Annotated in this window: 20 protein-coding genes and 3 pseudogenes; 10 read left to right on the top strand and 13 right to left on the bottom strand. The window is 58.5% G+C overall.

Annotated features, from left to right (window positions below; translation table 11 throughout):
* Positions 1–1,054: 1,054 nt before the first annotated feature.
* Both IVA92_RS00885 and IVA92_RS00880 read left to right on the top strand, forming a co-directional pair.
* The gene (locus IVA92_RS00885; protein WP_247281283.1) at positions 1,055–1,381 is read left to right on the top strand and encodes a hypothetical protein; all 327 of its coding nucleotides are present in this window, start codon (positions 1,055–1,057) and stop codon (positions 1,379–1,381) included.
* 53 nt (positions 1,382–1,434) lie between these two features.
* The gene (locus IVA92_RS00880; protein WP_247281282.1) at positions 1,435–1,608 is read left to right on the top strand and encodes a hypothetical protein; all 174 of its coding nucleotides are present in this window, start codon (positions 1,435–1,437) and stop codon (positions 1,606–1,608) included.
* 37 nt (positions 1,609–1,645) lie between these two features.
* On the opposite strand, the gene IVA92_RS00875 is transcribed toward IVA92_RS00880, so the two are convergent.
* The 3 genes from IVA92_RS00875 to IVA92_RS35900 form a co-directional block, all read right to left on the bottom strand.
* Positions 1,646–1,861 (bottom strand): type II toxin-antitoxin system HicA family toxin, encoded by a 216-nt coding sequence (locus IVA92_RS00875; RefSeq protein ID WP_247281281.1) that lies wholly within the window; start codon positions 1,859–1,861, stop codon positions 1,646–1,648.
* Positions 1,862–1,944: 83 nt separating this feature from the next.
* A complete protein-coding gene (locus tag IVA92_RS00870; RefSeq protein ID WP_247281280.1) occupies positions 1,945–2,247 on the bottom strand; it encodes a hypothetical protein in 303 nt (100 codons plus the stop codon).
* 96 nt (positions 2,248–2,343) lie between these two features.
* Entirely contained in the window at positions 2,344–2,541 is a 198-nt protein-coding gene (locus IVA92_RS35900) for a helix-turn-helix transcriptional regulator (RefSeq protein WP_346658108.1), read from the bottom strand.
* A 616-nt stretch (positions 2,542–3,157) separates the two neighbouring features.
* Between IVA92_RS35900 and IVA92_RS00865 the strand changes: the two genes are divergently transcribed.
* From IVA92_RS00865 to IVA92_RS00850, 4 genes are all read left to right on the top strand, one after another.
* Positions 3,158–3,403 carry an AbrB/MazE/SpoVT family DNA-binding domain-containing protein gene (locus IVA92_RS00865; RefSeq protein WP_247281279.1) on the top strand — a complete coding sequence of 82 codons (246 nt, stop codon included), beginning with the start codon at positions 3,158–3,160 and terminating at the stop codon, positions 3,401–3,403.
* 19 nt (positions 3,404–3,422) lie between these two features.
* Positions 3,423–3,764 carry a type II toxin-antitoxin system PemK/MazF family toxin gene (locus IVA92_RS00860; RefSeq protein WP_247281278.1) on the top strand — a complete coding sequence of 114 codons (342 nt, stop codon included), beginning with the start codon at positions 3,423–3,425 and terminating at the stop codon, positions 3,762–3,764.
* 256 nt (positions 3,765–4,020) lie between these two features.
* The gene (locus tag IVA92_RS00855) at positions 4,021–4,155 is read left to right on the top strand and encodes a DUF1778 domain-containing protein (RefSeq protein ID WP_247281277.1); all 135 of its coding nucleotides are present in this window, start codon (positions 4,021–4,023) and stop codon (positions 4,153–4,155) included.
* Positions 4,156–4,390: 235 nt separating this feature from the next.
* Positions 4,391–4,675, top strand: a complete 285-nt coding sequence (locus tag IVA92_RS00850) for a hypothetical protein (RefSeq protein ID WP_247281276.1) — start codon at positions 4,391–4,393, stop codon at positions 4,673–4,675.
* A gap of 862 nt (positions 4,676–5,537) precedes the next feature.
* Here the strand turns inward: IVA92_RS00850 and IVA92_RS00845 are convergent.
* The 5 genes from IVA92_RS00845 to IVA92_RS00825 form a co-directional block, all read right to left on the bottom strand.
* Positions 5,538–6,374: an ABC transporter permease gene (locus IVA92_RS00845; protein WP_247281333.1), complete on the bottom strand. Its 837-nt coding sequence runs from the start codon at positions 6,372–6,374 to the stop codon at positions 5,538–5,540.
* Between the two features lie 39 nt (positions 6,375–6,413).
* Positions 6,414–7,346, bottom strand: a complete 933-nt coding sequence (locus IVA92_RS00840) for an ABC transporter permease (protein WP_247281332.1) — start codon at positions 7,344–7,346, stop codon at positions 6,414–6,416.
* Positions 7,346–8,344: an oligopeptide/dipeptide ABC transporter ATP-binding protein gene (locus IVA92_RS00835; protein WP_247281275.1), complete on the bottom strand. Its 999-nt coding sequence runs from the start codon at positions 8,342–8,344 to the stop codon at positions 7,346–7,348. Before IVA92_RS00835 ends, IVA92_RS00840 begins: the two co-directional genes overlap by 1 nt.
* On the bottom strand, positions 8,341–9,327 hold the full coding sequence (locus tag IVA92_RS00830) for an ABC transporter ATP-binding protein (RefSeq protein WP_247281331.1): 987 nt from the start codon (positions 9,325–9,327) through the stop codon (positions 8,341–8,343). Before IVA92_RS00830 ends, IVA92_RS00835 begins: the two co-directional genes overlap by 4 nt.
* A gap of 62 nt (positions 9,328–9,389) precedes the next feature.
* Positions 9,390–10,979, bottom strand: a complete 1,590-nt coding sequence (locus IVA92_RS00825; protein WP_247281274.1) for an ABC transporter substrate-binding protein — start codon at positions 10,977–10,979, stop codon at positions 9,390–9,392.
* Positions 10,980–11,367: 388 nt separating this feature from the next.
* On the opposite strand from IVA92_RS00825, the pseudogene IVA92_RS00820 reads away from it, so the two are divergent.
* The 3 genes and pseudogenes from IVA92_RS00820 to IVA92_RS00810 all read left to right on the top strand — a co-directional run bounded on the left by IVA92_RS00820 (position 11,368) and on the right by IVA92_RS00810 (position 14,724).
* Positions 11,368–12,568, top strand: a pseudogene (locus tag IVA92_RS00820) (pyridoxal phosphate-dependent aminotransferase).
* 12 nt (positions 12,569–12,580) lie between these two features.
* On the top strand, positions 12,581–13,453 hold the full coding sequence (locus IVA92_RS00815; protein WP_247281273.1) for an isocitrate lyase/phosphoenolpyruvate mutase family protein: 873 nt from the start codon (positions 12,581–12,583) through the stop codon (positions 13,451–13,453).
* A gap of 362 nt (positions 13,454–13,815) precedes the next feature.
* The gene (locus IVA92_RS00810) at positions 13,816–14,724 is read left to right on the top strand and encodes a LysR family transcriptional regulator (RefSeq protein ID WP_247281272.1); all 909 of its coding nucleotides are present in this window, start codon (positions 13,816–13,818) and stop codon (positions 14,722–14,724) included.
* A gap of 213 nt (positions 14,725–14,937) precedes the next feature.
* Here the strand turns inward: IVA92_RS00810 and IVA92_RS00805 are convergent, their stop codons facing one another.
* Positions 14,938–15,483: a DUF2285 domain-containing protein gene (locus IVA92_RS00805; protein ID WP_247281271.1), complete on the bottom strand. Its 546-nt coding sequence runs from the start codon at positions 15,481–15,483 to the stop codon at positions 14,938–14,940.
* A gap of 414 nt (positions 15,484–15,897) precedes the next feature.
* Complete coding sequence (locus IVA92_RS00800) at positions 15,898–16,176, bottom strand: DUF2285 domain-containing protein (RefSeq protein ID WP_247281270.1); 279 nt, start codon at positions 16,174–16,176, stop codon at positions 15,898–15,900.
* Positions 16,177–16,610: 434 nt separating this feature from the next.
* On the opposite strand from IVA92_RS00800, the gene IVA92_RS00795 reads away from it, so the two are divergent.
* Complete coding sequence (locus tag IVA92_RS00795) at positions 16,611–16,892, top strand: helix-turn-helix transcriptional regulator (RefSeq protein ID WP_247281269.1); 282 nt, start codon at positions 16,611–16,613, stop codon at positions 16,890–16,892.
* A 1,968-nt stretch (positions 16,893–18,860) separates the two neighbouring features.
* Here IVA92_RS00795 and IVA92_RS00790 read toward each other — a convergent pair.
* From IVA92_RS00790 to IVA92_RS00780, 3 genes and pseudogenes are all read right to left on the bottom strand, one after another.
* Positions 18,861–19,037, bottom strand: a pseudogene (locus IVA92_RS00790) (CopD family protein); the annotation flags it as partial.
* A gap of 1,709 nt (positions 19,038–20,746) precedes the next feature.
* Positions 20,747–21,646: pseudogene (locus IVA92_RS00785) on the bottom strand (IS3 family transposase); the annotation flags it as partial.
* A partial coding sequence (locus IVA92_RS00780) for a transposase (RefSeq protein ID WP_247281268.1) occupies positions 21,647–22,405 on the bottom strand: 759 nt, incomplete at its 5' end.

Here is a 22,405-nt window from a genome sequence, read left to right as displayed (position 1 = left end):
TCGCGCAATGGTGACGGCGCGCATCGGAGTCGAGCGAGCTCGATCAGGGAGGCGAATTCATGCGCGAGCTCCTGAGTTGATGCCAAAGGTTGGAGGACCGAACTTGGACCTGATCAACCCGATGAACTGAAGGCTCATCATCCCGTAAGCCATTCCTGCATTCCTGAGCGATCGATGAGATCCCAATCCTTCAAAGCTCGTGCCAACTGCGGCAGCTGGATGCTTGCATTCATCCCAAACCGACCTGTCGGGGGATCGACAGCATGTCGCGAATAAGACGATCGGCATCGCACGTTCAGCCCGAGTGGGCGCCAATGCGACCACAGTGAGTGGCGATTTTCACCGGTTATGAAGACCTGCCGGGATGATCATCACGAGCTCTGAATGTTCGCGCTTGCTCGCCTGGATCACAGATATCGATATGCAGTCATATCGATGAGCTGCGCGGCCTCGATGACGGCCCGGCGAAGGCGAGCACGGCACGGGTCTTGTCTGGGGCCAATCAGACCGGCACCTTCCTGTCGTCAATCCCATCGTATTGGCTTAAAGCTCGCGAACGGCATGAGCCACCGGTGCTCCTGACCAAGTCAGCGCCTCCAATGCGCGCTGTTGACGCTAAATTGGTGGCCACTGTCCGGGCCTATGCGAAGCAGTTGCTCGGGATCGACTGTCTTGCCGTTCGCGATCTTCTATTTCTGAGTGGCGTCCAGTAGCGATTGGTGCAATGGCGGCATGCTCCATCGCGCCACGACGATCTCGCGCCCGTCGGCGATGCCATGCGCCAGCTTCCGGATCGACCGCCGAGGCCATGAGAACAAATTATGAACGAAGAGTCAGGTCTCCGATCGGCAGTCTCGTGAGGCGACGCGCAACTCGGCTCCGACAAGCAGCACGATTCCGAGCTGCAAGGGAACATGAACGCTCGAAAGCTGCACATGAAATGCGGTACTCTGGCCTAGCCGGCAAGGTTTCCGTTTGAAAACCGATGATGTGCGCTACGTGCCTCTGGTAACGCCGGCATTGTCTCGCTTTCGTTGAATCATTACGTGCCCACATGAGCTTTCAGCTGTCCATTCTGAAGATACTTGCCGGGCAACCGGAAGGCCGAGCCAGTCTTGAACTCGTCAAACAGCACTTGGCGATCTTTTACACCAGTGGGCCCGAGTGGCCAGCGCGCATGAAGCGCATCGCGAGCCGCGAGCCGAACCTCGAGATCTTTGGACAAAGGCTGATCGAGCGGGAGGAAGGATATTGGATCATCACTGCGCATGGACGAAAGATCCTCAAGAGGCTTGAGGTCCTTGACGCCGCTGAGAAGCTCAATGAATCTGTGACGAAAGGACAGCCCCAGGGACAGGCCGAGGGGACAGCTGGGCGATGAGAGACTGCCGTTCCCGGCTGCGCCGCCACGACCGATCGTTGGAGAAAGCGTCCATGGCGTACCTGCCGATGAACTTCGTCAAAGGCAACGGTCCTGCTGAAGCGGCGACACTTTACTTCGCAATTGTCGACGCCGCGCTAAAGGTGTTGATCAAGCGCGAAAAGTGGAAGGGCTTTGAGGAAAAGGACAGCCAAGCCAACTGCGGAGACTCTTGCCAAAATTGGTAAGGCCTTCGGCCTCCAAATCGGCTTTGTCCCGATGGCATCAGCTCAAGCTTATGCAAGCGAGAGCGATGATCATTTGCCCCGAGCCAAACGAAGCTGAGGTACCGAGTTCTGCCGCCGCGATAAGCAGGAAAAAATTACGAGGGACCGTCACGCGCGGTTTGGTCGGATGCTTGAGCTGAACCTGGCTGCCTTTCTGGGCTACCTGCGTCCAACCGTCGGCTTTTAGGGCTGCAATGATGTCCATCGACTTCATTGGTGCATAGCGTTTGAGTGCCTTGGACGAGTGTCAGGGTTCCGATTTGCTCTCCATACAGCAGAACGTCGAGGACGGAAACATCAGGCATCGTCCTCCTCCTCGTCGAGTGCGTAAGCCGGGCGCGGCGCTTCCGGCAACGCGTGGGCGATGCGGTTGCGCAACTCTCTCAGTTGTTTTGAGGCGCTCTGGACCATAGGTAGCCCGTTCGGACCCGTCGGCAACTTCATCAACCGGTCGGTGATGCGCCGGATCGCTTCAAGTTCTGAGCTTCCGAGTTGCAAATTTGCGAGCTCGCGTAAGGCTTGGTTCAGGCCTTCTAGGCCCGTCGCATTTTGATGCAGTCGATTTAGCCTGGTTACGGCTGCCTGCGCGCGGCTCAGCACGCTGGAGCGCAGCGCGCGTCATCGGAAAGTGCAGACGAAGCGTTCCGGACGATAGCCTCGACCGCCCGCAAAAGCTTGCGCGGCACCAGAACCACTTCATGGTCGAGCGCGCGCGAGCTCGACGAGGCTGGAGAGCCTCAGATCGGCGCCGCCGCTCTCGATTTTGGAAATGTGGCTGTGCGGTACTGTGATCCGGGCACTCAGATCGCGTTGACTCAAGCCGATGGCCTCCCGGGCCGTTCGGAGGTGTAAAAACAGATCGCGACTGGCATTTGATCTGCTAAAACAGATCACCCTGTAAGCCCGATTTGAGGCAATAGAGGTTTGGAATTCCCGATATATCTGCGCTGCCCAGAAGCGCTATGCGCCGGCTACGGGACATGCGCCGGCTGGCTTCGCCGCCCAGGCAAATCTGGCCAAGCATGGTCTGCAGGGCTCAAGGAATGTATCGGGCCGGAACTGGAAAGAGGACAAGGAGGCGATGTCGGACGCCCCAAAGCCGAGGACTGGCTCGAACCTATCTCCCCTGGCCCGGCCAGCGCGCTCGAATAGCTTAAGCGCAGAGGGTTTTCGGGTCGGCAGCACTCATTTTGGCGGCCGGAGCCTTCCAGCCAACTAAGCCGCGCTTAGGACCTCCCGCGGCCGCCGGCAGCCCGTCCCGGCGCCTTGCTGGGCGTGTCCGCGACCTCACCGGTCGCAATCCTGCCGATGTACGGTGTCGGCGTGGCGCTTCTCGCCTTTTGGGCCTTCATTCGTCGGTTCCATAGTTGAATTATTCGTTATAGTCTTATTTACATCGAACCTTGATCCTCCTGTCGATACAATGTATCTACACTATCTAGTTGCACAGCAACTTTATTAGTGTATCTTCGTTGTTGATACCTGCCGGGTATCTCGTTTGGAGGTAGCGATGGTCGTTCAGTTTGCAATGTGGGGCAATAGCTTGGCTCTCCGCATTCCGAGCGCCTACGCAAAGGAAATCCATGCGTTCGCGGGTCGGGAAGCCGAAATCACGGTTCAAAACGGCAGATTAGTCGTAGAACCGCGCAAGACTCCCGTTTACACGTTAGACGGGCTTCTAGCTGGCATGACTCCCGAGAACTTGCATGAGGAATATAACACGACTGCTGCAGTCGGCGAAGAGTTCGGCTCCTAAAGAGCCGTATTGCCCAGACGTGGGTGATATTATCTGGCTCAACTTCGATCCGCAGGCTGGTCGTGAAATGGCGCGACGACACTCCGCGTTAGTGGTGTCGCCCCGCAAATATAATCAATTCTCCCGCCTTTGCCTTCTTTTCCCGATCACTAGCAAGGTAAAGGGCTATCCATTCGAGTCGCTTTTCCCGGAGGAATTTGAAATTCCTGGCGGCACGGAGCGCGGCGGCTGCGTTGTGGCCGATCAGCTCAAAAGTATGTCTTGGCTTGAAAGAAAGTCGGACTACGCGTGCCGGGCCCCCGATGGCGTTCTGGAAGATGCCATCGCAAAGTGCAGGACATTGCTCCCCCTCGGAGATTAACGCCCGTTTAGAACGTGCATTTTGTTTGTCCTGCGGCGGCAATATAAGAGGTCCGGAGAGACAGTGAGGAGTAACCGCAATGGAAGCAGCAGTACTGGAGCGCCCTAAGGCGCGGAAGGCCGCGCCGCGTCCGGAGCGAAACCAATATCCATATTCGCGCTACCGCACACGTGAAGCATCGGATCGATGCTGCCGCCGTTGCAGTGAAGACGCTTAGCGAATTTATGCTGGATAGCGCGCGGAACATGCCATTGATGTGCTTTTGGCTCAAAGATTGTTTATTCTCGATCCAGAGAAGCACGCCGCCTTCTTGAATGCGCTTGATAATCCGCCTCCGGCCGGAACCAAGCTGAAGGCGCTGATGAAGCGTAAGCCGCTTTGGCAGAAGTAATCCAAGGTCCGGGGAAGCGTGCGGGCATGACAGCCCCCACGCTTCTCAAGCCTACGCACGACTTCAGCAGTTTTGGCTGTGGCAATGAAGCGCTGAACGATTGGCTCAAAAACCGCTCTCTCGAAAGCGAGGGCAAAACTGCTCGCACATACGTGGTGTGTGAGGACAATGTAATCATTGGCTATACTGCATAGCATCTGGCAGCGTTCAACGGGCAGCGATCCCAAAGCCTCCGATGAAAAGACATGGCCTGCCAAATCCAGTGCCAGTCGCCATCATAGGACGGTTGGCTCGCGACCTTACCTATAAGGGTAAAGGTCTTGGCCAAGACCTGCTTCAGCACGCGCTACATCAAATCGTACACGCATCAGAAACGATCGGCATCCGCGCTATTCTGGTGCATGCCATCGATGAAAAGGCCGCCGCCTTTTGGACGGATGCCGAATTTATCGAGAGTCCGATGGGATCAAGAACGTTTTTTCTCCCGATAGAAACAGCAATTGACGTCATGCCCTCGTAAGGGCTGCGTCATATTAAAACTGACCCATTACCTCCCATTCAGCCATTGAGGAGGGCCTCAATGAAAAGCAACGCAAAGGCGCCCGGCCAGAATACCGAGTGAGCACGATGAGCGCCACGAATCGCGTGGCACGCGCCAAGCCTTAAGAAGGCTGGTATTGTGCAGGTCTCGACCGGCAATTTGCGCAAGCCTTTACTGGTTCTTTCGCGTCGAGCCCCACTCATAATGCGAAAAGCTTGTTGAAAGAACAGGACCGACGCACCTTGTGAAGGTTGCCAAAAAGCACGCCCTGCGCATAGGGACCACCGCTCCTTTCGGAGGTTTGCGACGTCTTACGAATTCTGAATAACCTTCAACATCGCCTTACTACGCTTCCCCGCATCCTGTGGGAGAGGGGATTGCTCGACTGGAATAAGTATCCCGCGAAGTACCTGGACGGCTCGTGCGGGCACCCGCGCACAGCAAGCCGCTTTACAGCATCCAACATCAGCTTGAGCCAAACTGTGCGCTCGAGGCCGCGGCGTGCGACCCCTATCAGGCTACAACAGCATGTAAATCGAGATCGAGGTCGGCACAAAGCAAACTCGCATTGCCGCACGTCCAACCCGTCTGAGCGGTATTGTTGTTGACGATCATTGTCGAACAAGCCCCGCTGGTGAGACACGCGTCTTGGGGTTTGCCAGTCAGGAAACTCCAAGCCGAACCGGGCTCCCGGCGCTTCTCTTGCCTTGCCATTGCAAGAACAGATCACCTTGAGACGTGAAAGGTCCGAAAGGCATGAACTTGTCTGCTATGGTGCCGAAAGAGTACGATCGTCTCCCCTGCGAGCAATGAGATATCTTCGATCTCGCTTTTCAAAGTCTCACGACAATGTTTTGTCGATCCGGTCGCGCAGCCAGTCGCCGACCAGCGAAATCGACAAGGTCGTAAGCGAGATGACCAGCGAAGGCAGAACAAGGATCCAGGGAGCACGGGTCAGATAGTCACGACCATAGCTGACCATATTGCCAAGGGAAGTCAGCGGCGGCTGCACTCCGAGTCCAAGAAAGCTAAGGCCGCTCTCGAGCAGAATGATATCTGGAAAGGCAAGTGTCATAGTGACGATCAACGTCGAAGCGATGTTCGGCATGATGTGGCGCAGGTAGAGACGCCATGGACTTGCGCCAAGCTGCCGTACGGCGATCACATAGGCTTGCTCGTTGGCACTCATCGCAAGCGCGCGGGTGACGCGGGCGTAGCGTTCCCATCCGTGGAGACCGATGAGCCCAACGAAGAGGAGCAGAGAGTTGCCGAAGAAAGCAAGCACCGCGAGGGCCAAAACGAGAAACGGCATGCTTGCCTGAAAATCGACACAGCCGAGGATGATCTGCTCTACCCAGCCGCGGAAGTGAGCGGCCAAAAAGCCGAGCGTGATGCCAAGGATGGCGCCGATCAACGTCGCCCCGAAAGCAATAAGGAGGCTGATGCGGATGGATATGACGAGGCGTGCCAGTACGTCCCGGCCGAGCTCATCTGAACCGAAAGGATGCGCGATGGTTCCACCGAGGCCAAGAGGTGCAGCGAGGCGATGATGAAGGTCAAGCGCTGCATAGTCATAAGGAGCGAGGTGATCTGCAAATATCGCGACAAGAAGCATCAGAACCAGCCAGGTGACCCCTATTCCGATCGCGCGGTCCCGCCACCACCACACCTTTCGCATCTTTGAAGACGGCAGAACCTGGTCTGCGAAAATGCTCAATTATCGCCTCCCAGAGTGCAACTGGCGCAAACGTGGATCGAGCATGCCATAGAGCAGATCGATCGTAAGATTGGTGGTGATCATGGCGGCGGCCACGACGAGCAGGATGCACTGGACGACAGCCAAATCGCGACTGGCGACTGACACGACCAGCAGACTGCCAATGCCTGGCCACGAATACACGCTTTCAACCAGCACCGTTCCCGCGATGAGATTGCCGACCATGAAGCCGACGATGGTCAGCACCGCTATCGCGGCGTTGGGCAGAGCGTGACCGGTCACGACCCTGGCCCAAGGCACGCCCTTGGCGCTGGCCGCACGAATATAGGGCTGTCCAAGCACCTCGAGCATGGCGCTGCGGCTGAAGCGGGCCAGAACGGCCGCGCCGCCCAGACCGAGCGTGATGACCGGCAGCATCACATGGTGCCAAGTGCCGGCGCCGCCCGAGGGGAACCAGGGGAGCTCGACTGCGAAAGCGAGTATGAACAGGAGGCCAAGCACGAAAGATGGCACGGTGAAGCCGATGACGGCGACCATCATCACCAAGCGATCCGCCAGACTATCCCGCTTGAGGGCCGCGTAGACGCCGGCCGGAATGCCGATCATCAGCTTGAGGATCAGCGCCGGCGCAGTCAGCATCAGCGTGATAGGAATGCGCTCGGCAACGACGGTGATCGCGGCACGTCCGTCACGCATCGATTGGCCAAGATCTCCATGAACAACGGCAAAGAGGTATCTGACGTACTGCACCCAGAGTGGCGCATCGAGCCCCCAGGCCTTTCGGAAGGCCTCGACCGCTTCCGCCGGCGTTTCCGGCGACAACAACGCCAGGGCGGGATCGCCAGAGGCGCGCAGCACCACGAATGCGAATGTAACCACAATTGCGATGGTCAGGAACGCGCGCGCCAAGCGGACCAGAACAAAACGAGCCATCATGTCTCCTTGTCGAGTTCGGCACCATGATCGCCGATCAGATGGCAGGCGACGCGCCGCCTGTCAGGAGCGTATCTGAGCTCTGGAGCGAGCCGCGCGCAAAGCGGAAGAGCGACCGGGCAGCGGGGATGAAATGCACAGCCGTCCGGTCGCGCAGCCGGATTGGGCGGATCTCCTTGAAGGATGGTGCGAGAGCGATGTCGTCCTGGCCTCGGCACCGCGGAAACAAGCGCCCGCGAATAAGGATGCAAAGGATTCAGAAGAACCGCCTCAGACGATCCTTCCTCGACGATGCTGCCGAGATACATCACAGCAATCCGATTGCTGATCAGCCGGACCACTCGCAAATCATGGCTGATGAAGATCATCGCCATGCGCCGCCGCTCCTGCAGGTCCCGCAGAAGATTGATCACTTGCGCCTGGATCGAGACGTCGAGTGCCGATACTGGCTCGTCGCAGACAAGGAGATCCGGATCGGTGGCCAGCGCACGAGCCAGGACGGCACGCTGGCGCTGGCCGCCTGAAAGCTCGTGCGGAAAGCGCCCGAGGTGGTCGGTCCTGAGCTCCACATCTGTAAGAAGCGCATTGACCCGCTCCTCTCGTTCAGACTTGCTGCCAAGCCGATGAATTTCGAGCGGCTCGGCCATTTGCGCGCCGATCGTCAGGCGCGGATCGAGCGCAGCCAGCGGATCCTGGAACACCATTTGGATTCGCATCCTGAGCCGGCGCCATCGACTATCGCCAATAGCGGGCAAAGCTTCTCCGCCGAAGGTCACCTTGCCGGCATCCGGCCGGTCCAGGCCGATCAGGAGCCGGCCCGCAGTCGACTTACCGCAGCCGGATTCGCCAACCAGTCCGAGAGTTTCGCCGGGAGCCAGCTGCAGAGAGAGCCCATTGACCGCGTGGACCACCGCTGGAGGTTGGAAAAGGCCCTGCCGCAATGGATAATTTCGGACAAGCCCGTCTGCTTGGAGGATCGACGGAGCAGCCCCGGTCATGCAGCCACGACCTCGCCCGCGGGCCGTTCGCTCGTGACATGCAAGCAGGCAGCCCTGTGTCTGATGTCGCCATCCAGCGAGGCGAGCTCAATCGCCCATTCACGACAGCGTCCGATCCGCCGATCGCATCGAGGGGCGAAAGGACAGCCTGGCGGAAACGCGGCTGCGTTTGGCACGACACCGGGAATGGCGAAGAGGCGTTGCCGCGGCCCGTCCAGGCTTGGAAGAGCCGCAAGAAGACCTTTCGTATAAGGGTGAGCAGGTTGGTTCAAGAGACGGTCGACGGGCAATTCTTCGACGATGTGCCCCCCGTAAAGCACCATGACACGTTCACAGATCTCGCTGACGACACCGAGATCGTGCGAGATCAAGACCAGCGCCATGCCCGTCTCGCGCTGGATTTGCCGCAGAAGCTCAAGGATCTGCGCTTGAATTGTGACATCCAGGGCGGTGGTAGGCTCATCAGCGATCAAGATATCGGGCTGTCCTGCAAGCGCCATGGCGATCATGACGCGCTGGTTCTGCCCACCGGAGAGTTCGTGCGGATAGGCGCCAAGCCGGCGCACTGCATCGGGTATGCCGACCTGGTCGAGCAGACGTCGCGCTTCGGCCAGGGCCGTGCGGTGATCCATGTCACGATGGAGCCGCAAGGATTCTATGATCTGATCGCCCACCCTGTGCACAGGATTAAGCGCGCTCGCCGGGTCCTGGAAAATCATGGCGATCTGCCCACCTCGCATCTTGTCCAGGCGAGATGCTGGTGCATGGAGCAGCTCCTCTCCGGCCAAGCGTACGCTGCCCGTTACTTTAGCGCGCCGCGTCAACAGTCCAAGCGCAGCAAGCCATGTCACCGATTTGCCGCAACCGCTTTCACCGACCATGCCCAGCGACTCGCCGCGCGCGAGCGTGAGATTGATTCCGCGCAGGGTCGGCACACCGTCGAACGCGACACGTAAACCTGCGATATGAAGAAGCGCCTCCATGCGAGGCCCCTGCTCGTCCATCATATTGGCCGCATCCGCTTTAATCCGATTCAAGGTATGCGTCATCGCGATTCTGTCCGGATCAGAGCTCTGTTGAATCGGCCGAAATTGAGGTCGAGCGTCAGTCCCGGCAGCCATAGGACATCGCGGCGCTTGCCATAGAACTGGCCTGAGACGTGCAGGATCACGCAAGGGGGATCGACCTCGTTGATGATCTCGAGCATGCGACGGATGATCGGCCGGCGCTGTTCGCTTTGCACGGTGTCCAGGAGCTTGGCGCCGAGCGCAAAATATTCCTCGTTCCTCCAGACTCCGATCGACCTTGGCAGAGTGCCGCTGGGTCCGAATTCACGCCAGGGATGGCCGAGATGATCGAGGAACAGCGCCGTATTCGACGTATCGAAGATGGCACGGACCGGCTGGCGCTGAACTTGCGCGAAGTTTTCCATCATCTGGATTTTGACGTTCAGGCCAACCGCGCGCCACATCTCGATCATCGTTTGCGCGCCAGAGACCTGATTGGGGTAGTAATTGTTGAGCAGACGATAGGTGATCTGCTCTCCTTTGTAGCCCGCATCAGCCAGCAACTCTTTGGCTTTGCCGGGATCGCAGGCAAGCGAGGGGAATTCGTGGATGTAGCCTTCGCCGTAGCTCGGCAGCTGGTAGCCGTTCGGAATCGGGACCCGGTTCTCCCACAAGCTTTGCACGATCAGCTTGCGGTCAAGCGCAAGGCTCATCGCACGGCGAACACGCGCATCCTTCAGAATGGGATCAGTCTGATCGAGGGCGAGCGAGCGGATATTCTGCACGGCACCACCCACGACCTCGAGATCAGCACGCTTCTGGATGCCCGCGAACTGATCCGGCGGAATGTCAGTGGCAATGTCGAGCTCGCTGGCGAGCAGGCCGTTCACGCGCGCGGAAAGCTCGGGAATGATACGGTATTCGATGCCATCGAATGGCGGCCGCCCGCCCCAATACGCATCGTGGGCGCTCAATGAGACACGAATATCAAGCTTGTGATCGACGAGCTTATAGGGACCGCTTCCGACAGGGGCAGTGGTCCAGCGCTCCCACGAGCCCGCCGCCAAAAAGGCGCGCTGGCTCACGATCTCAGATCCCCAAGCAGCCAGACGCTGCTCGAGGAGGGCGTCGCTACCCTTTGCATGCACCACGACGGTGTAAGGATCGACGATTTCGACCTTCTCGAGCCGATCAAGCGACTGAAGCGCCTCGGACATGCCGCTGCGTCCAAGTCCCAGCAGATGGTCAGGACCAAGGCTAAAGGCAACATCTTCAGCCGTCAAAGGCGCCCCATCGTGGAAAACGACTTCCTTGCGCAAGAACAGCCGCAACGACTGCGCGTTGATCCGCTCCCAACGCTCGGCCAAGCCCGGCCGTAGCGTCATGTCGTGAGCATGGTCTACTCTGATCAGCGTATCAAAAAGCTGCGGCACGACCCGACGAATGGCAGTATCGGTCGCGATAACCGGGTCGAACGATCGCGGAAATCCGGACATGCCGACTTTGAGGCGGCGACGCGGCAATGTCTTAGGCTCACTCTCCACAGCGCCGGCGCCTGTGCTGGCTACCACGCTCGCGGCAAGGCTACCTGCGATGGCTTGCCGTCGCGTCAGATCGATACGGGTCATCACCGCCTCCGCTTCCACGTCCATTGATGCGAATGCCAGCCCGCGAATTGTTCGACCGGCACAAAGTCTCGATCCCCGAAATCGAGCCCTTGTGTTGCTCAATTTCGCGATTGTGCGCGAGCTTAAAAGCCTGAACTGCTACGCCAGAATGACACACATCGAATAAGTCGATGTGTGCTTGCAATTATCCGATGATCGGCAGGCCGATGATGAGGAGGAGCTGAGACGCAAAGGCCTCATGCGAGCGCCAACAGAGCCGCACGAAGAAGCGATACAATTATCGTAATCTTCGATGATTATATCCAAAGCCGCGATCACCTGGCTCGTCTGGCCGTTCGAGTTCGGATAGATCCCCAATCGGTCATTCGAACGCGTAGGGTATCGTGTCTTGTCTCTCGTTTCAGAACGGCTCAAGGTCGTCAGTCCCTCTCAAACCAAGGTCATGACGGCTCGCGCCGCCGAGCTGCGAGATCAGGGAACCGATATGATCACGCTTAGCCAAGGCGAGCCGGATTTCGATACGCTGTGCGTCATCTGTGACAGCTGGCATCCGGGCCATCCGTGCCGGGCAGACGAAGTACACGGCGGTCGCCGGAATCAAGCAATTGCGGGCAGCAATTGGCGAGAGCCTCCGTCGCGATCATGGCCTCAACTACGGTATCGACCAGATCACGGTGGGCTGCGGCGCCATGCAGGTTGTGTTCAACGCACTATTTGCCAGCCTCGACGCTGGCGACGAGGTTGTGATCCCGACGCCATGCTGCGTCTCCTACCCCGACATGGTGGCCCTGGCCGGCGGCAAGCCGGTGCTCGTCGCCTGCAGTGAACGCGATGGCTTCAAGCTGCGCCCCGAGGCACTGGACCAGGTGATCACGCCGCGCACGAAATGGTTGATGTTGAATTCGCCATGCAATCCGACCGGTGCGGTCTACAGCCGAAGTGATTTGCTCGCGCTCGCTGCGGTGTTGCGCCGGCATGTCCATGTGCATGTGCTATCCGACGACATCTATGAAAAATTCACCTATCACGCCGACTTTGCAACAATGGCCGCAATCGCGCCGGACCTGTGCGAGCGTACCTTAACGGTCAACGGGGTGTCCAAGGCAGACGCGATGACCGGCTGGCGCGTCGGCTACGGCGCCGGGCCTTTGGCGCTGATCAAGGCCATGAACCTCATCCAGGGCCAGACCTCTTCGCACACCAGCTCGGTTTCCCAATATGCCGCGCTGGAGGCGCTGTCAGGGAGACGGGACGATATCACAGAGTTCGCGCGCGCGTTTATGCAGCGACGCGATCTTGTTATCGCCAAGCTGAACCAGGCCAAGGGGCTTGCTTGCCGTGTGCCGGATGGTGCCTTTTATGTTTTCCCTTCCTGCGCGGGTGTCATTGGCAAGCGCACGCCCGACGGCAAGATGATCGAGACCGACAGTGATTTTGCCATGTATCTGCTCGACGCTTTTGCCATGGCTGTCGTGCCTGGCAGCGGCTTCATGGCTTCGCCCTATATCCGCATCTCCTATGCTTCCTCGCTCGAGGACCTCACGCGCGCCTGCGACCGGATCATCGCCGCCTGCGCGAGCCTGTCCTAAAAGGATTCTCCGATGTCCTCTGCCAAACGCCTCCGGGCCCGCTTGGCCGAGACTGGCCTTCTCCATATCATGGCCGCCCACAGCCCATTCTCAGCGATGCTCGCTGAAGAAGCCGGATTCGACGGAGTGTGGGCGTCCGGCTTCGAGCTATCTGCGCTTTATGGGCTGCCGGATATGAGCCTGATCTCAATGACACAGCATCTCGACATGCTGCGGGCGATCGCCGGGCGCACGAGGCTTGCGATCGTCGCGGACATTGATACAGGCTATGGCAATGCGATTAACGTCATTCACGCTATCACGGAATATGAGCGGGCCGGCGCCAGTTCCGTTGTCATCGAGGACAAGACCTTTCCAAAAGTAACGAGCCTTGCTGCCGAGGGCCGCCAAGACCTGTTGCGCATTGAAGAATTCCAGGGAAAGATCGAGGCAGCCATCTCGGCAAGATCAGATCCGGATTTCCTCGTCATCGCCCGCACGGAAGCCTTGATCGCCGGCCTCGGCGAATTGGAGGCACTGCATCGGGCACACGCCTATGTAGAGGCTGGCGCGGACATGATCCTGATCCATTCGAAAAGCAAGACTCCTTGCGAGATCGAAAGCTTTGCGCGCGCCTGGACCGGAACGGTGCCGCTGGTCATCGTGCCGAACGCCTACCCTGACCTCGATGCCAAACGGGTTAAAATGCTCGGCAACATCCGCATGATGATTTATGGGAATTACGGCATTCGTGCTGCTGCAACCGCCATGCAGGAGACCTTCCGCCGGATCATCGCGGATGGTGGCGTCCAGAATGTCCACAAGGATATTCTGCCGGTGGATGAGATCTTCAGAATCCAGAAGATGGAAGAGGCCAAGGCGGCTGAAGCTCGCTTCCTTCGCTAAACGCTGAACCGATGCCTGCCAGCGAGATTTTGAGACGGCACTCAGCAGCGAGCTCTGATTCGCACGCAATCCTGAACGCACCTAAGAAGTCTCGGGCCTGTCATCTCGACGGCCCTCGATGTCGATCGCGATATCAGCAGTCATCCCCCTTGCCGGCACCTGGAGATCACCTCCTAGAAAGCCGTCGACAGCAATCGAAGTCGCCGAGCCAGATCGCACGATACATCGAGAAGGCAGATTTTGTGCGCGAGATATCACTTATAAGCGGCAATCCGGCTATAGACATCGAATAATGTGATGGAGCTTCTGGCAATGGCCCGCCGTGACAATCAGCGAGAGCCCAGAAGCTACCGGAGCAGAAAATGGCTGCCGAACACAATGAAGTGCCCCTCAATGCTATCCGGGTCTTTGTGACCATTGCGCGCGAGGGAAGCGTCACGCGTGCGGCGAGCACATTGGGAACGACACAGAGCTCGGTCAGCCGCTATTTGGCTGTGTTGCAAGACTACTTTGGCACGGATCTCGTTCAACGGCGGGGCCGACGCAGTGAATTGACAGAATTTGGAAGGCTCTTTGCGAACGCCGTGGCCGAACCGCTTGATACTGTGTGTTTCACCGCGAAGAGAATGCGGCGGAGGAACCGAACGGACGCCAATCGAATCGTAGTCCACACCTCTCTTTCCACCTTCGCCTACTCCTTCCTGATACCCAATCTCCAGGCGTTCTCTGCCGAGATGGGCGGCGTCGTCGTCGACGTGATCAGTTCATTGTCTCCACCGAGATCCTCCGACAATTTCGACATCCTGCTTACTCGCGATCTTTGTGTCGCTGAACCGGCCGACGATTGGGCGATCTACAATGAGATGCTCGTATGCGTAGGCGCTCCAAATCACGTCGTGGGAAAAACGCTCTTCACTGCCCGCTCAATGCCGATTCTGAATATCACATCGAGGCCCGACATACTGCCCACCTGGCTCAGAGCCATGAACCTGACCGCGAATGACATCAAGTCGGGGGCGCGATACGATCATAATTACCTTGCTTTGCCGGCTGTCATAACCGGGAAATGCCTCCTGGTGGCGCCGGAAATCATTGTCAGCGATCTCGTGCGTACAGGGGCGCTCCATGTCATACCGGGATCGCGTACTTCAAGCGGCATGCAATATCGGGCCTATGCGGTGGACCGAAGTGACAATCTCGAAGTCGCTCGCGCCTTTTGCCGATGGGTGGCGCGGCTCTGTAAGAAGGCCGCGATTCCGGAAGCCGCCTAATCGCGTATTTGGGTGATGGCAGACGTTTGATCAATCTTTCTTAGCGTGTCCATTTGCACATGCTGACTGTTCCGATTGCCGGCGAGCTCGTCATTTTGCGAGCACCGCGGCCAGCCTGCAAGTGAAGACGTTACCCGCGCCCTGCCAAAACGCGTTCAAACCGGCCGACTACGATGTTTTTTGTAAGATAAGGGCTAGCCGATCAGCCAAAGCTCAGGACGGGTCGCCCTCGCCTTTACGCTTGCGCTTGCGACGGAGCAAGGCGCGATAGCCGCCTCGCACCAGAAGCAGCCCGGTCTTGACCAGGCGAATGGTCCGGCTGCGCAGATCGTGCGTTTTCCAGCCGCGATCGGGAATGCGATGCTTGCCGAACAAGCCTTGCGCGATTTCGCGATAGCTGTGTCCCTCCAACGACCCATCGACCGCACGCAAGGCGAGGATGAGCCGACGGCGGGTCAAGATTGGCAGCGTCAGAGGCGGTGGTCCGATGGGGCGCCGTTCGAGCGCCAGCCAAAAACGATGTGCTGCCCACAAACGAACCTCGAAACTGCCGTCGAACGGCAGGTCGACGGCAAGCGAGGAGCCGCTCGGTGGAAGTTCTGTTAGCCACAGGCGATGCTTTGCTCCTCCGAGCGCCACGATGGCATGCCATCCATCCGGCGCATGGCGAAGCTCGCTACCCGCCAATTTTCTGAAATCCAGATCGTACGACGCTACCGAGCGGACAGCCGCGCGCAAGGGCAGCACGGTCGCGAGCACCTCGGGCGCCCAGAAAATGGCTTGTTGGTCGAACGTCTTTTGCGGATCAGCTGCGAAAAGACAGTCCCCACTGCTGCCGGAAATGGTTCGGCATCGCGTCGGATCGTTCGCTCATGGCGAGAGCCAAATAGTCTCGTTGGTACTCGCCGTTGCGGCGTAGCCACTCCCAAGCTATGTCCGCGGCCCCTGCTTTGTTGGCATCGGGATAGGCCTTCTCTGATCTCCAGTCAGCACCTGGCATCGCACCACTTTCCCCGTATGTTGATAACGCACATGCAGGGAATTGCAGCCCGACGAATGTGACTATTTCTGGTTGCCCCAATGCAGGTCTTCGCGATTGATGCAGTTTGCGCGATATGACGATCTAATTTTGCGATCGGTCATCACCAGAAGGGACGTCCGTTTCGAACGCACTTATTCCTCACTCTTCGGCCAAACGCGCTGTAGGAGCTGCCGAAAGCCATGACGTGCCGCCCACTTGGCGCGAGCCAGATGGCTTTCAAAGGTACATCGGGCGCGATCCGGATCCAGGGTGGCATCAATACCAAGCACAATGCGCGCAACTTCTCGCCAATCAGCGTTATCGGCCTCGGCATCCAGCAGACGCATATACGTGACGGCATGTTGCTCGTCATAGGGCGTGAGCTGCGGCGCGTTAGGCGCGAAATCTGCGATCTTGGGATCGGACGGCACGGCCTGAAAGTCCTAACAGATTGAGAAGCCTCGATTTTAGGGACGGTAGCCGTATTCAGAACCTTTTCGTAGAGAGCCGATTGTCGCGGCCTGCAGGAGCATTCTTTCCAAAGTCAATGAATACCTAACACCGCTGACTGCCGTCGTTCCCTTCAATCTGTTCGCTCCGACCATCGTCCGAATGCATTTGATCGCAGTCCGTTCCGCTCGATCAGCAGAACTGTCGTCCAGCCTTTCGGATCAAGAGGCCGAAATGGGACGCAGCTCTTCGTAGCTCGTCAGCACAGGCTGATTCGGCGCGCCATCTGAATTCAGTACCGCTCCTTCATTCGGATTACGCGCGGACTCTGCTCATCTGCATTCTGGGCGAACGTACCGCAATAGTATGGTTATAGCCAGTGGTTTGATGGCCGTCGGAATGGCTGCTTTAGCGCATGAAAGCTCGTGCGCTTGTCGCCTGGAATGTGCGCCGGATCCGCGTAGATCGCGGTGTTTCGCAAGAGCGATTGGCATACGATGCCAGGATCGACCGTTCCTATATGGGCGGTATCGAGCAGCAATCGGAGAACCCGACGATCGATCTTCTCGACCGTATCGCGGAAACGCTTGGGGTTCATTTGTCTGAATTCTTTCTTCAGCCGCCCAAAGGGGCGACGGCTCCCAAGCCGTTGCGTAAGGGTCGAAAGCCCTTACCCTCACGTAGCAGAAAGAAATAACACTCCTCACGCACGAGCTTTGTACTTGCCGTCCAAGCCGCTCACATCAATTTCGCAACTGCCGCAAACCTCACCGGGGGGCGGACATGGATCCACCGCGGTCACCGCTTGAGGAGTTCAGGTTGTCCTTGTGTATCCTGATGAGCTCCACCAGGTCTCGCTGCCGTAGTCGGTAAACGCCATGATGTCGTGGTCACCGAGACCGAAGACCAGATGAGGCCGTCCTCGGGGTCCATTCTAAAAGCGGCATCTGACAGCCGGTCCTCGACTTCGCAGAGACCCGCTCCGGAGATCGATGATCTGTCATCGCGTCGCTGCCGCCCTCCCGGTAACACTCATACCGGTGAGAGAATGTGGCCCGTGCGATACCAAGCCGTCCCGCCTGGCCAGAAATGCGATTGCTCCACCAGCTAGAGGATTCGGTCTTCCTGGGGCGCAGGAGATCTCATGCCTCGTTCTCCCCATCCCCGTTCACGTTTTTGAGCGACCGCTTTTCCGAAAAGTCGGCCACCATTTCTTTCAGCGCCGTCGTCTCACGACGCAGATCCTTCACCGCGCCAGAAGTTGCCACACGCGCCGTATCGCCGCCAGGCGATGTCTATCGGTCCCGAGGAAGTCCTTGGACCCGCCATGTACATTGAGGCGGCAATACCGGGGCCGGCTGAGCTCTAAAGATACCCTCGTCGCCCTGCAGTCCTTATTGGACGACAGCATCTTCTCTGCCGACGGATATTCCGGCATGTTCTGGCGCCGAATGTCCTTTCGTACTCGTTCTGGTGGCACTTGCCCGGTCCGGATTTCTGTTTCATCGATGCTTCTGGCGGATGAACCAGAAATCCCTCATCGGCCAAACCGTCAATTTGTCTCAGACGCTGTGACGGCGAGGCCTGATGAACCAGAGCCTCGCTTCTCGAAAACGCTGATCAGTCCTCAAATCCTGGCGCCGTACAATTGGGGTCGGCTATACAGAAAATCAGGTCGCAGAAGCCTTCCAAGGGCATCTCATCGCATTGAGGGTAGTGTGTATTGGCTACCGGCGCCTTGGTGTCGACCGGTTGCGCGGCAACGTCAGGGACGAAAGTGGGAACCGCCGTTGCAAGCGCCACGACGCTCGCAGTTACAAAAGTCAATTTTTTCATTCGAGAGTCGCTCCCTTAGATTGGCCCCAGCCGCCCTCAACGTGTCTTATGTGCGACCCCACGAGCTGTAAAATGCATAGTTTTGATGGAATGCATATACAGTATGGATGAATATCGCGCGGAACACCCCGGCGGCTGGCTATAGCCGATCCTGCAACTCTACCGGGGTGGAGCGAGATGATCTCGCCGTGTGCGCCAGGCGCATGGGCCTGGAGAGAAGCTGTTCTTCGGCTTCGCGGGCACAAGGTGCCGGTGTTCGAGGCCCGGGACCGGCCCGCTGCGGCTGGCCCATGTCTTCGTCGCCTGCTGGAGCATCCAACCGCACGCTTGCCACGGCGCGCTGGTCGCAAGCGGTGGCTGACTGGATTGCGATGCACGTCAATGCTTGGCGGGCGATCGGCGGCGGGCCGACGGCGATCGGACACTCTGAGATCCGGCGTGATCGCCATCTGTCGCTATGAGCTCGCCAACCTAACGAGGAGCTGGCCAAGATCACGCCACCCCTATCCTGCCTATGCGTCCGCGCAAGCCGCGCGATAAGGCGAAGGTGAAAGTGGCGATGCAAACTCATCCCGCGGTTTTCTGGCAGCCTGCGGAACTTGACAGACTCGCCGACCTCAAAGCCAAGGTGATGCGCAAGCTGCGTGAGCCGTAACGAGCCGTTCGCTCACAGATCGCCACGTCAGGCTTAAAACCCTGCGGCTAGAGCATTATCACAACCATCCGGTGACGATTCGCAGCTTCTCGTCATCCGACCAGCACCGCCGCGACGAGTCTCGATCACCTCAAGCGGTTCGAGGTGAGTACTGCGCTACGGCTCTCCGAGGCGTATCAACACCTTGAGCAGCCGGCGCTCCATGACCTTGAACGTCTCGGACTGCTTCGAGCCGATTTCGGCCTCGCAGTGATAGACGAACAGCCGCGGCAGATAGAGCATGCCGGCCATCTAGGAGATGACGGCGATCACGTGCAACGCCTTGATCCAGAGATAGACGTCTTCGAACATGAGCTAAGCCCTGCAGTTCGAGAAGCCGAGGTCGATGATCCAAACGCTCTCGCGAATAGATATCGAGAGCTGGCTTTCCGGACGTCGTGGGCCGCCTAAATGCGATCGTCCTGAAGCCTAGAGAAGAACCTGACTCATTCAAGGGAGCAATTTCCTCGTTCACCGCAGCTTCAGGTTATAGTTCGCATGGTGACAGCCAATCGTCGCTACGCCAGGGGCGGCCAGTTCCCATTACGGAGCCCACCAAGTCCCCACGTCCGTCCGTAAAGGCGACTTCGACGGCTTGATGAAGAATGAGATGCATCCCGCATTGTCCTTGTAGAGCCACTGATACTGTCGCGGGAGGCGAGGACTGCATCGTTCACGTAAGAGAACAGCTCCCTGTCACCTTGGGCCTGACGTAAGCGGACGTGTTCTTTACGCGCCCGCCCGCGCAGGCTCAAGGAAGTCCACTTCGCTGCCGAGCAGCCCGTAGCGCGCCACCGGCTGGAACCAAGAGTGGAATAGGTAGCGCCGAAGTGGCAATATGAGGATGTGAACAGTTCTCTCGCCAGGAGAGCTGGGTGCCGTCACCGTGATGGTAAAAGGTTCTAGTACCCTCTTGCGTCCGTCTCAACGCCACCGTTCGCTACAATCGAGGGTGTGGTCGCCGCGGTGACTTTGCAGGTGTCCTTGCTGGTCGCATAATCCTTGTACTGCCTGGCAAGGCTGCCGATCGGGATTGGTCCAGACATAGTATCGCTCAAGACGAGCGACCTTGTAGCCCGTGGCACAGCAAATATTGGAGGTCTCAAACGAGACCAGCGCACCTGCATCCGGGACGGATTCGAGGTTCTTCGTCGGCTTGCAAAAAAGGCCAGCTTGATCCACGGCTGTGAACACACGGCGGTTGCCCACGGTGATTCCTAGATAAGCGATGGCAACGACCGGAAGCGCTGGACACATGTAATGGCGCCATCCCGAACGAAATCCCCTCAGGCTGAGGTTACGTCTATTGACGCTGAGCTTCGAGCAATATTGAGTGCGCGAGGCGCTGGCGCGACGGCTCTGCGCCAAAGCGCTGTCATTCTGTCATCAATTGCATGAGCGACGCGCTTGCCGCTGATGATCAAACCTCCCATGATGCCCGCCAGCAATAGGCACGTCGCGGCATATTGAGCATAGGCGCCTAATGACTGAGACACCCACGATGGCAGAAAGAAGCCCAACGTCGAATGCATTAAAGCGCATTTGCACTTTCCCCAAACCTATCGCGCCTGCCGGTTAAAGGCGACGACACCATGTGGCTGCCAAGCGGCATATTGAGTTCATTTGTTCTTGAGAGGAGGAACAGCCAAGATATCTCGTGCTGCTTATTGCACGAGCACTAGACGTACCTGTTAACCCTCCGCCTTCGCAGGCGCGTGGAGGTGGACTCGGAGCCGCTGGACGATTGGCTCAGACCGCTGATCAGCAACTCAATCCTAGCTCTGACGACGGAACACTCAGCCATCTTGGCTACAAACAGAATTCAACAACACAATTCCTCCAGTCGTAAGGAGCCATCGCAATGCCGGTCGGCGACTGCAATATCCTCTCAAATTCCCTGTCAAACGCTCTTAGCAGCCACTGGGCGGGTAGAACGAGCCCGTCAGGCGATCCCAGGACGCCGAGAGTCTTTGAAGATGCACCATGCAGTTTGAGCTGCTGCGGGTTTGATGGACACCAGGTTAAGCTAATCCCACCTTGCGCTCGAACTCAACCGGGCTGAGATACCCGATGGTCGAGTGTCTGCGGATCGTGTTATAAAATCTTTCGATATAGTCGAACACATCGGCTCGTGCCTCGTCTCTGGTTCGGTAGATCTTGTTGGCGGTCCGTTCGGTCTTGAGCGACGAGAAGAAGCTCTCCATCGCCGCGTTGTCCCAGACGTTGCCGGAACGGCTCATGCTGCAGAGAATGCCGTGGTCGGCCATCAAACGCTGGAACTGCTCGCTGGTGTACTGACTGCCCTGGTCGGAGTGGTGCAACAGGGCGTCCGGCTTGCCGCGTCGCCAGACGGCCATCAGCAGGGCATCGGTTACCAACTGAGCTGTCATGGCGGCGCTCATCGACCAACCCACCACCCGGCGTGAGAACAGGTCGATCACCGCTGCGACGTAGAGCCAGCCCTCGGCCGTCCAGAGATACGTAAAGTCGGCGATCCACTTCTGGTTCGGCCGCTCGGCGGCGAACTGCCGGTCAAGGAGGTTCGCCGGCACGGTCTCGATCTGTCGATCGCCGCTGTCCTTCGGCAAGCGCCGGCGTCGCGGCCGCGCCCGCAAGCCTTGCAGGCGCATCAGCCGTTCGATTTGGTGCAGGCCACAGTCCGCCCCATCGGCGAGCAGATCACGCCACACCCGGCGCGCACCATAGGTGCGGTCGCTCGCCATGAAGCTGGCCTTCACCTTGCCGCCGAGCTCTTCGTCGCTGCGGGATCTGGCGCTGGGCGAGCGATTCAGCCAGGCATGGAAGCCCGACCGCGACACCCCCAGCGCATCGCATAGCCATGCCACCGGCCAGATCGCCCGGTGCTTCGCGATGAAGACGAACTTCATGTCGCTTCCTTCGCGAAGAAGGCTGCGGCCTTCCTAAGAAACAGCCGGATTGGCGTCCCCCGGAATGGCCTGCAACAGGAAGCCTAGCGATTTTGCCCTCCGCTGAAGGTTGGCGACGACGCGGCTGCGATATTGTTGCTCATATTGGTTGGCACCCGGATCGCTGTAGCTCATGCCGTGCCGGAGCGTGTTGTAGAATAAAACCGCAATCTTGCGGGCGGTCGCCGTTACGGCCTTCGACTTACCCGCCCGTGAGGACAGCCGACGATAGAATGCTCCCAGCGCTGTATCACTTCGACCGACCGTTGTGGCCGCCAACCGCAACAGTGCGGCTGCCCGACTGGAGGATCGTCGCGTACGCGAAGACAGCACCTTGCCGCCGGAAATCTTGTTGCCCGGTGCGAGGCAGAGCCAGGAGGTGAAGTGCTTGGCGCTCGGCCATGCCCTCAGATCTGTGCCGCACTCGCCGATGAGCTTCAAGGCGAGCGACGGACCCAACCCATGGATCTCGGTCAGATCGACGCCGAGCACACCATACAGCGCGGTCCTGACATCGAACGTGGGTGTGTTGACCTGCTTGGTCTTTATGCGTGGCCTGGGTAACTTTCTGCCCGGTTTTGTCCCTCTGTTGCCCAACGCAGCGATCAAGACTTCGAGCTTGCGATCGCAGTCCAGCATCTTCGCCTGGTAGACGTCGTAGAGTTCCAGCGATTGGGTCAGGGCGAAGACATGTTCATGTCGGTTGTTGCCCACCAGTGCGGCGCGGATCGTCTCCATGGAAGAATGGCAGCG

Origin of the sequence: Bradyrhizobium sp. 154, assembly GCF_023073875.1 — a bacterium.
Taxonomy (GTDB): domain Bacteria; phylum Pseudomonadota; class Alphaproteobacteria; order Rhizobiales; family Xanthobacteraceae; genus Bradyrhizobium.
Note: the sequence above shows the minus strand (reverse complement) of the source record. Positions and strands in the feature narration are given on the sequence as shown.

Bases quoted from the DNA above. Each gene is read 5' to 3' on its own strand.
- IVA92_RS00830 (WP_247281331.1), bottom strand. From the start codon at position 9,327: ATGGAGGCGCTTCTTCATATCGCAGGTTTACGTGTCGCGTTCGACGGT.
- IVA92_RS00865 (WP_247281279.1), top strand. From the start codon at position 3,158: ATGGTCGTTCAGTTTGCAATGTGGGGCAATAGCTTGGCTCTCCGCATT.
- IVA92_RS00880 (WP_247281282.1), top strand. From the start codon at position 1,435: ATGGCGTACCTGCCGATGAACTTCGTCAAAGGCAACGGTCCTGCTGAA.
- IVA92_RS00815 (WP_247281273.1), top strand. From the start codon at position 12,581: ATGTCCTCTGCCAAACGCCTCCGGGCCCGCTTGGCCGAGACTGGCCTT.
- IVA92_RS00850 (WP_247281276.1), top strand. From the start codon at position 4,391: ATGAAAAGACATGGCCTGCCAAATCCAGTGCCAGTCGCCATCATAGGA.
- IVA92_RS00845 (WP_247281333.1), bottom strand. From the start codon at position 6,374: ATGCGAAAGGTGTGGTGGTGGCGGGACCGCGCGATCGGAATAGGGGTC.
- IVA92_RS00875 (WP_247281281.1), bottom strand. From the start codon at position 1,861: ATGAAGTCGATGGACATCATTGCAGCCCTAAAAGCCGACGGTTGGACG.
- IVA92_RS00885 (WP_247281283.1), top strand. From the start codon at position 1,055: ATGAGCTTTCAGCTGTCCATTCTGAAGATACTTGCCGGGCAACCGGAA.
- IVA92_RS00795 (WP_247281269.1), top strand. From the start codon at position 16,611: ATGAAAGCTCGTGCGCTTGTCGCCTGGAATGTGCGCCGGATCCGCGTA.
- IVA92_RS00835 (WP_247281275.1), bottom strand. From the start codon at position 8,344: ATGACCGGGGCTGCTCCGTCGATCCTCCAAGCAGACGGGCTTGTCCGA.
- IVA92_RS00840 (WP_247281332.1), bottom strand. From the start codon at position 7,346: ATGGCTCGTTTTGTTCTGGTCCGCTTGGCGCGCGCGTTCCTGACCATC.
- IVA92_RS00810 (WP_247281272.1), top strand. From the start codon at position 13,816: ATGGCTGCCGAACACAATGAAGTGCCCCTCAATGCTATCCGGGTCTTT.
- IVA92_RS00825 (WP_247281274.1), bottom strand. From the start codon at position 10,979: ATGACCCGTATCGATCTGACGCGACGGCAAGCCATCGCAGGTAGCCTT.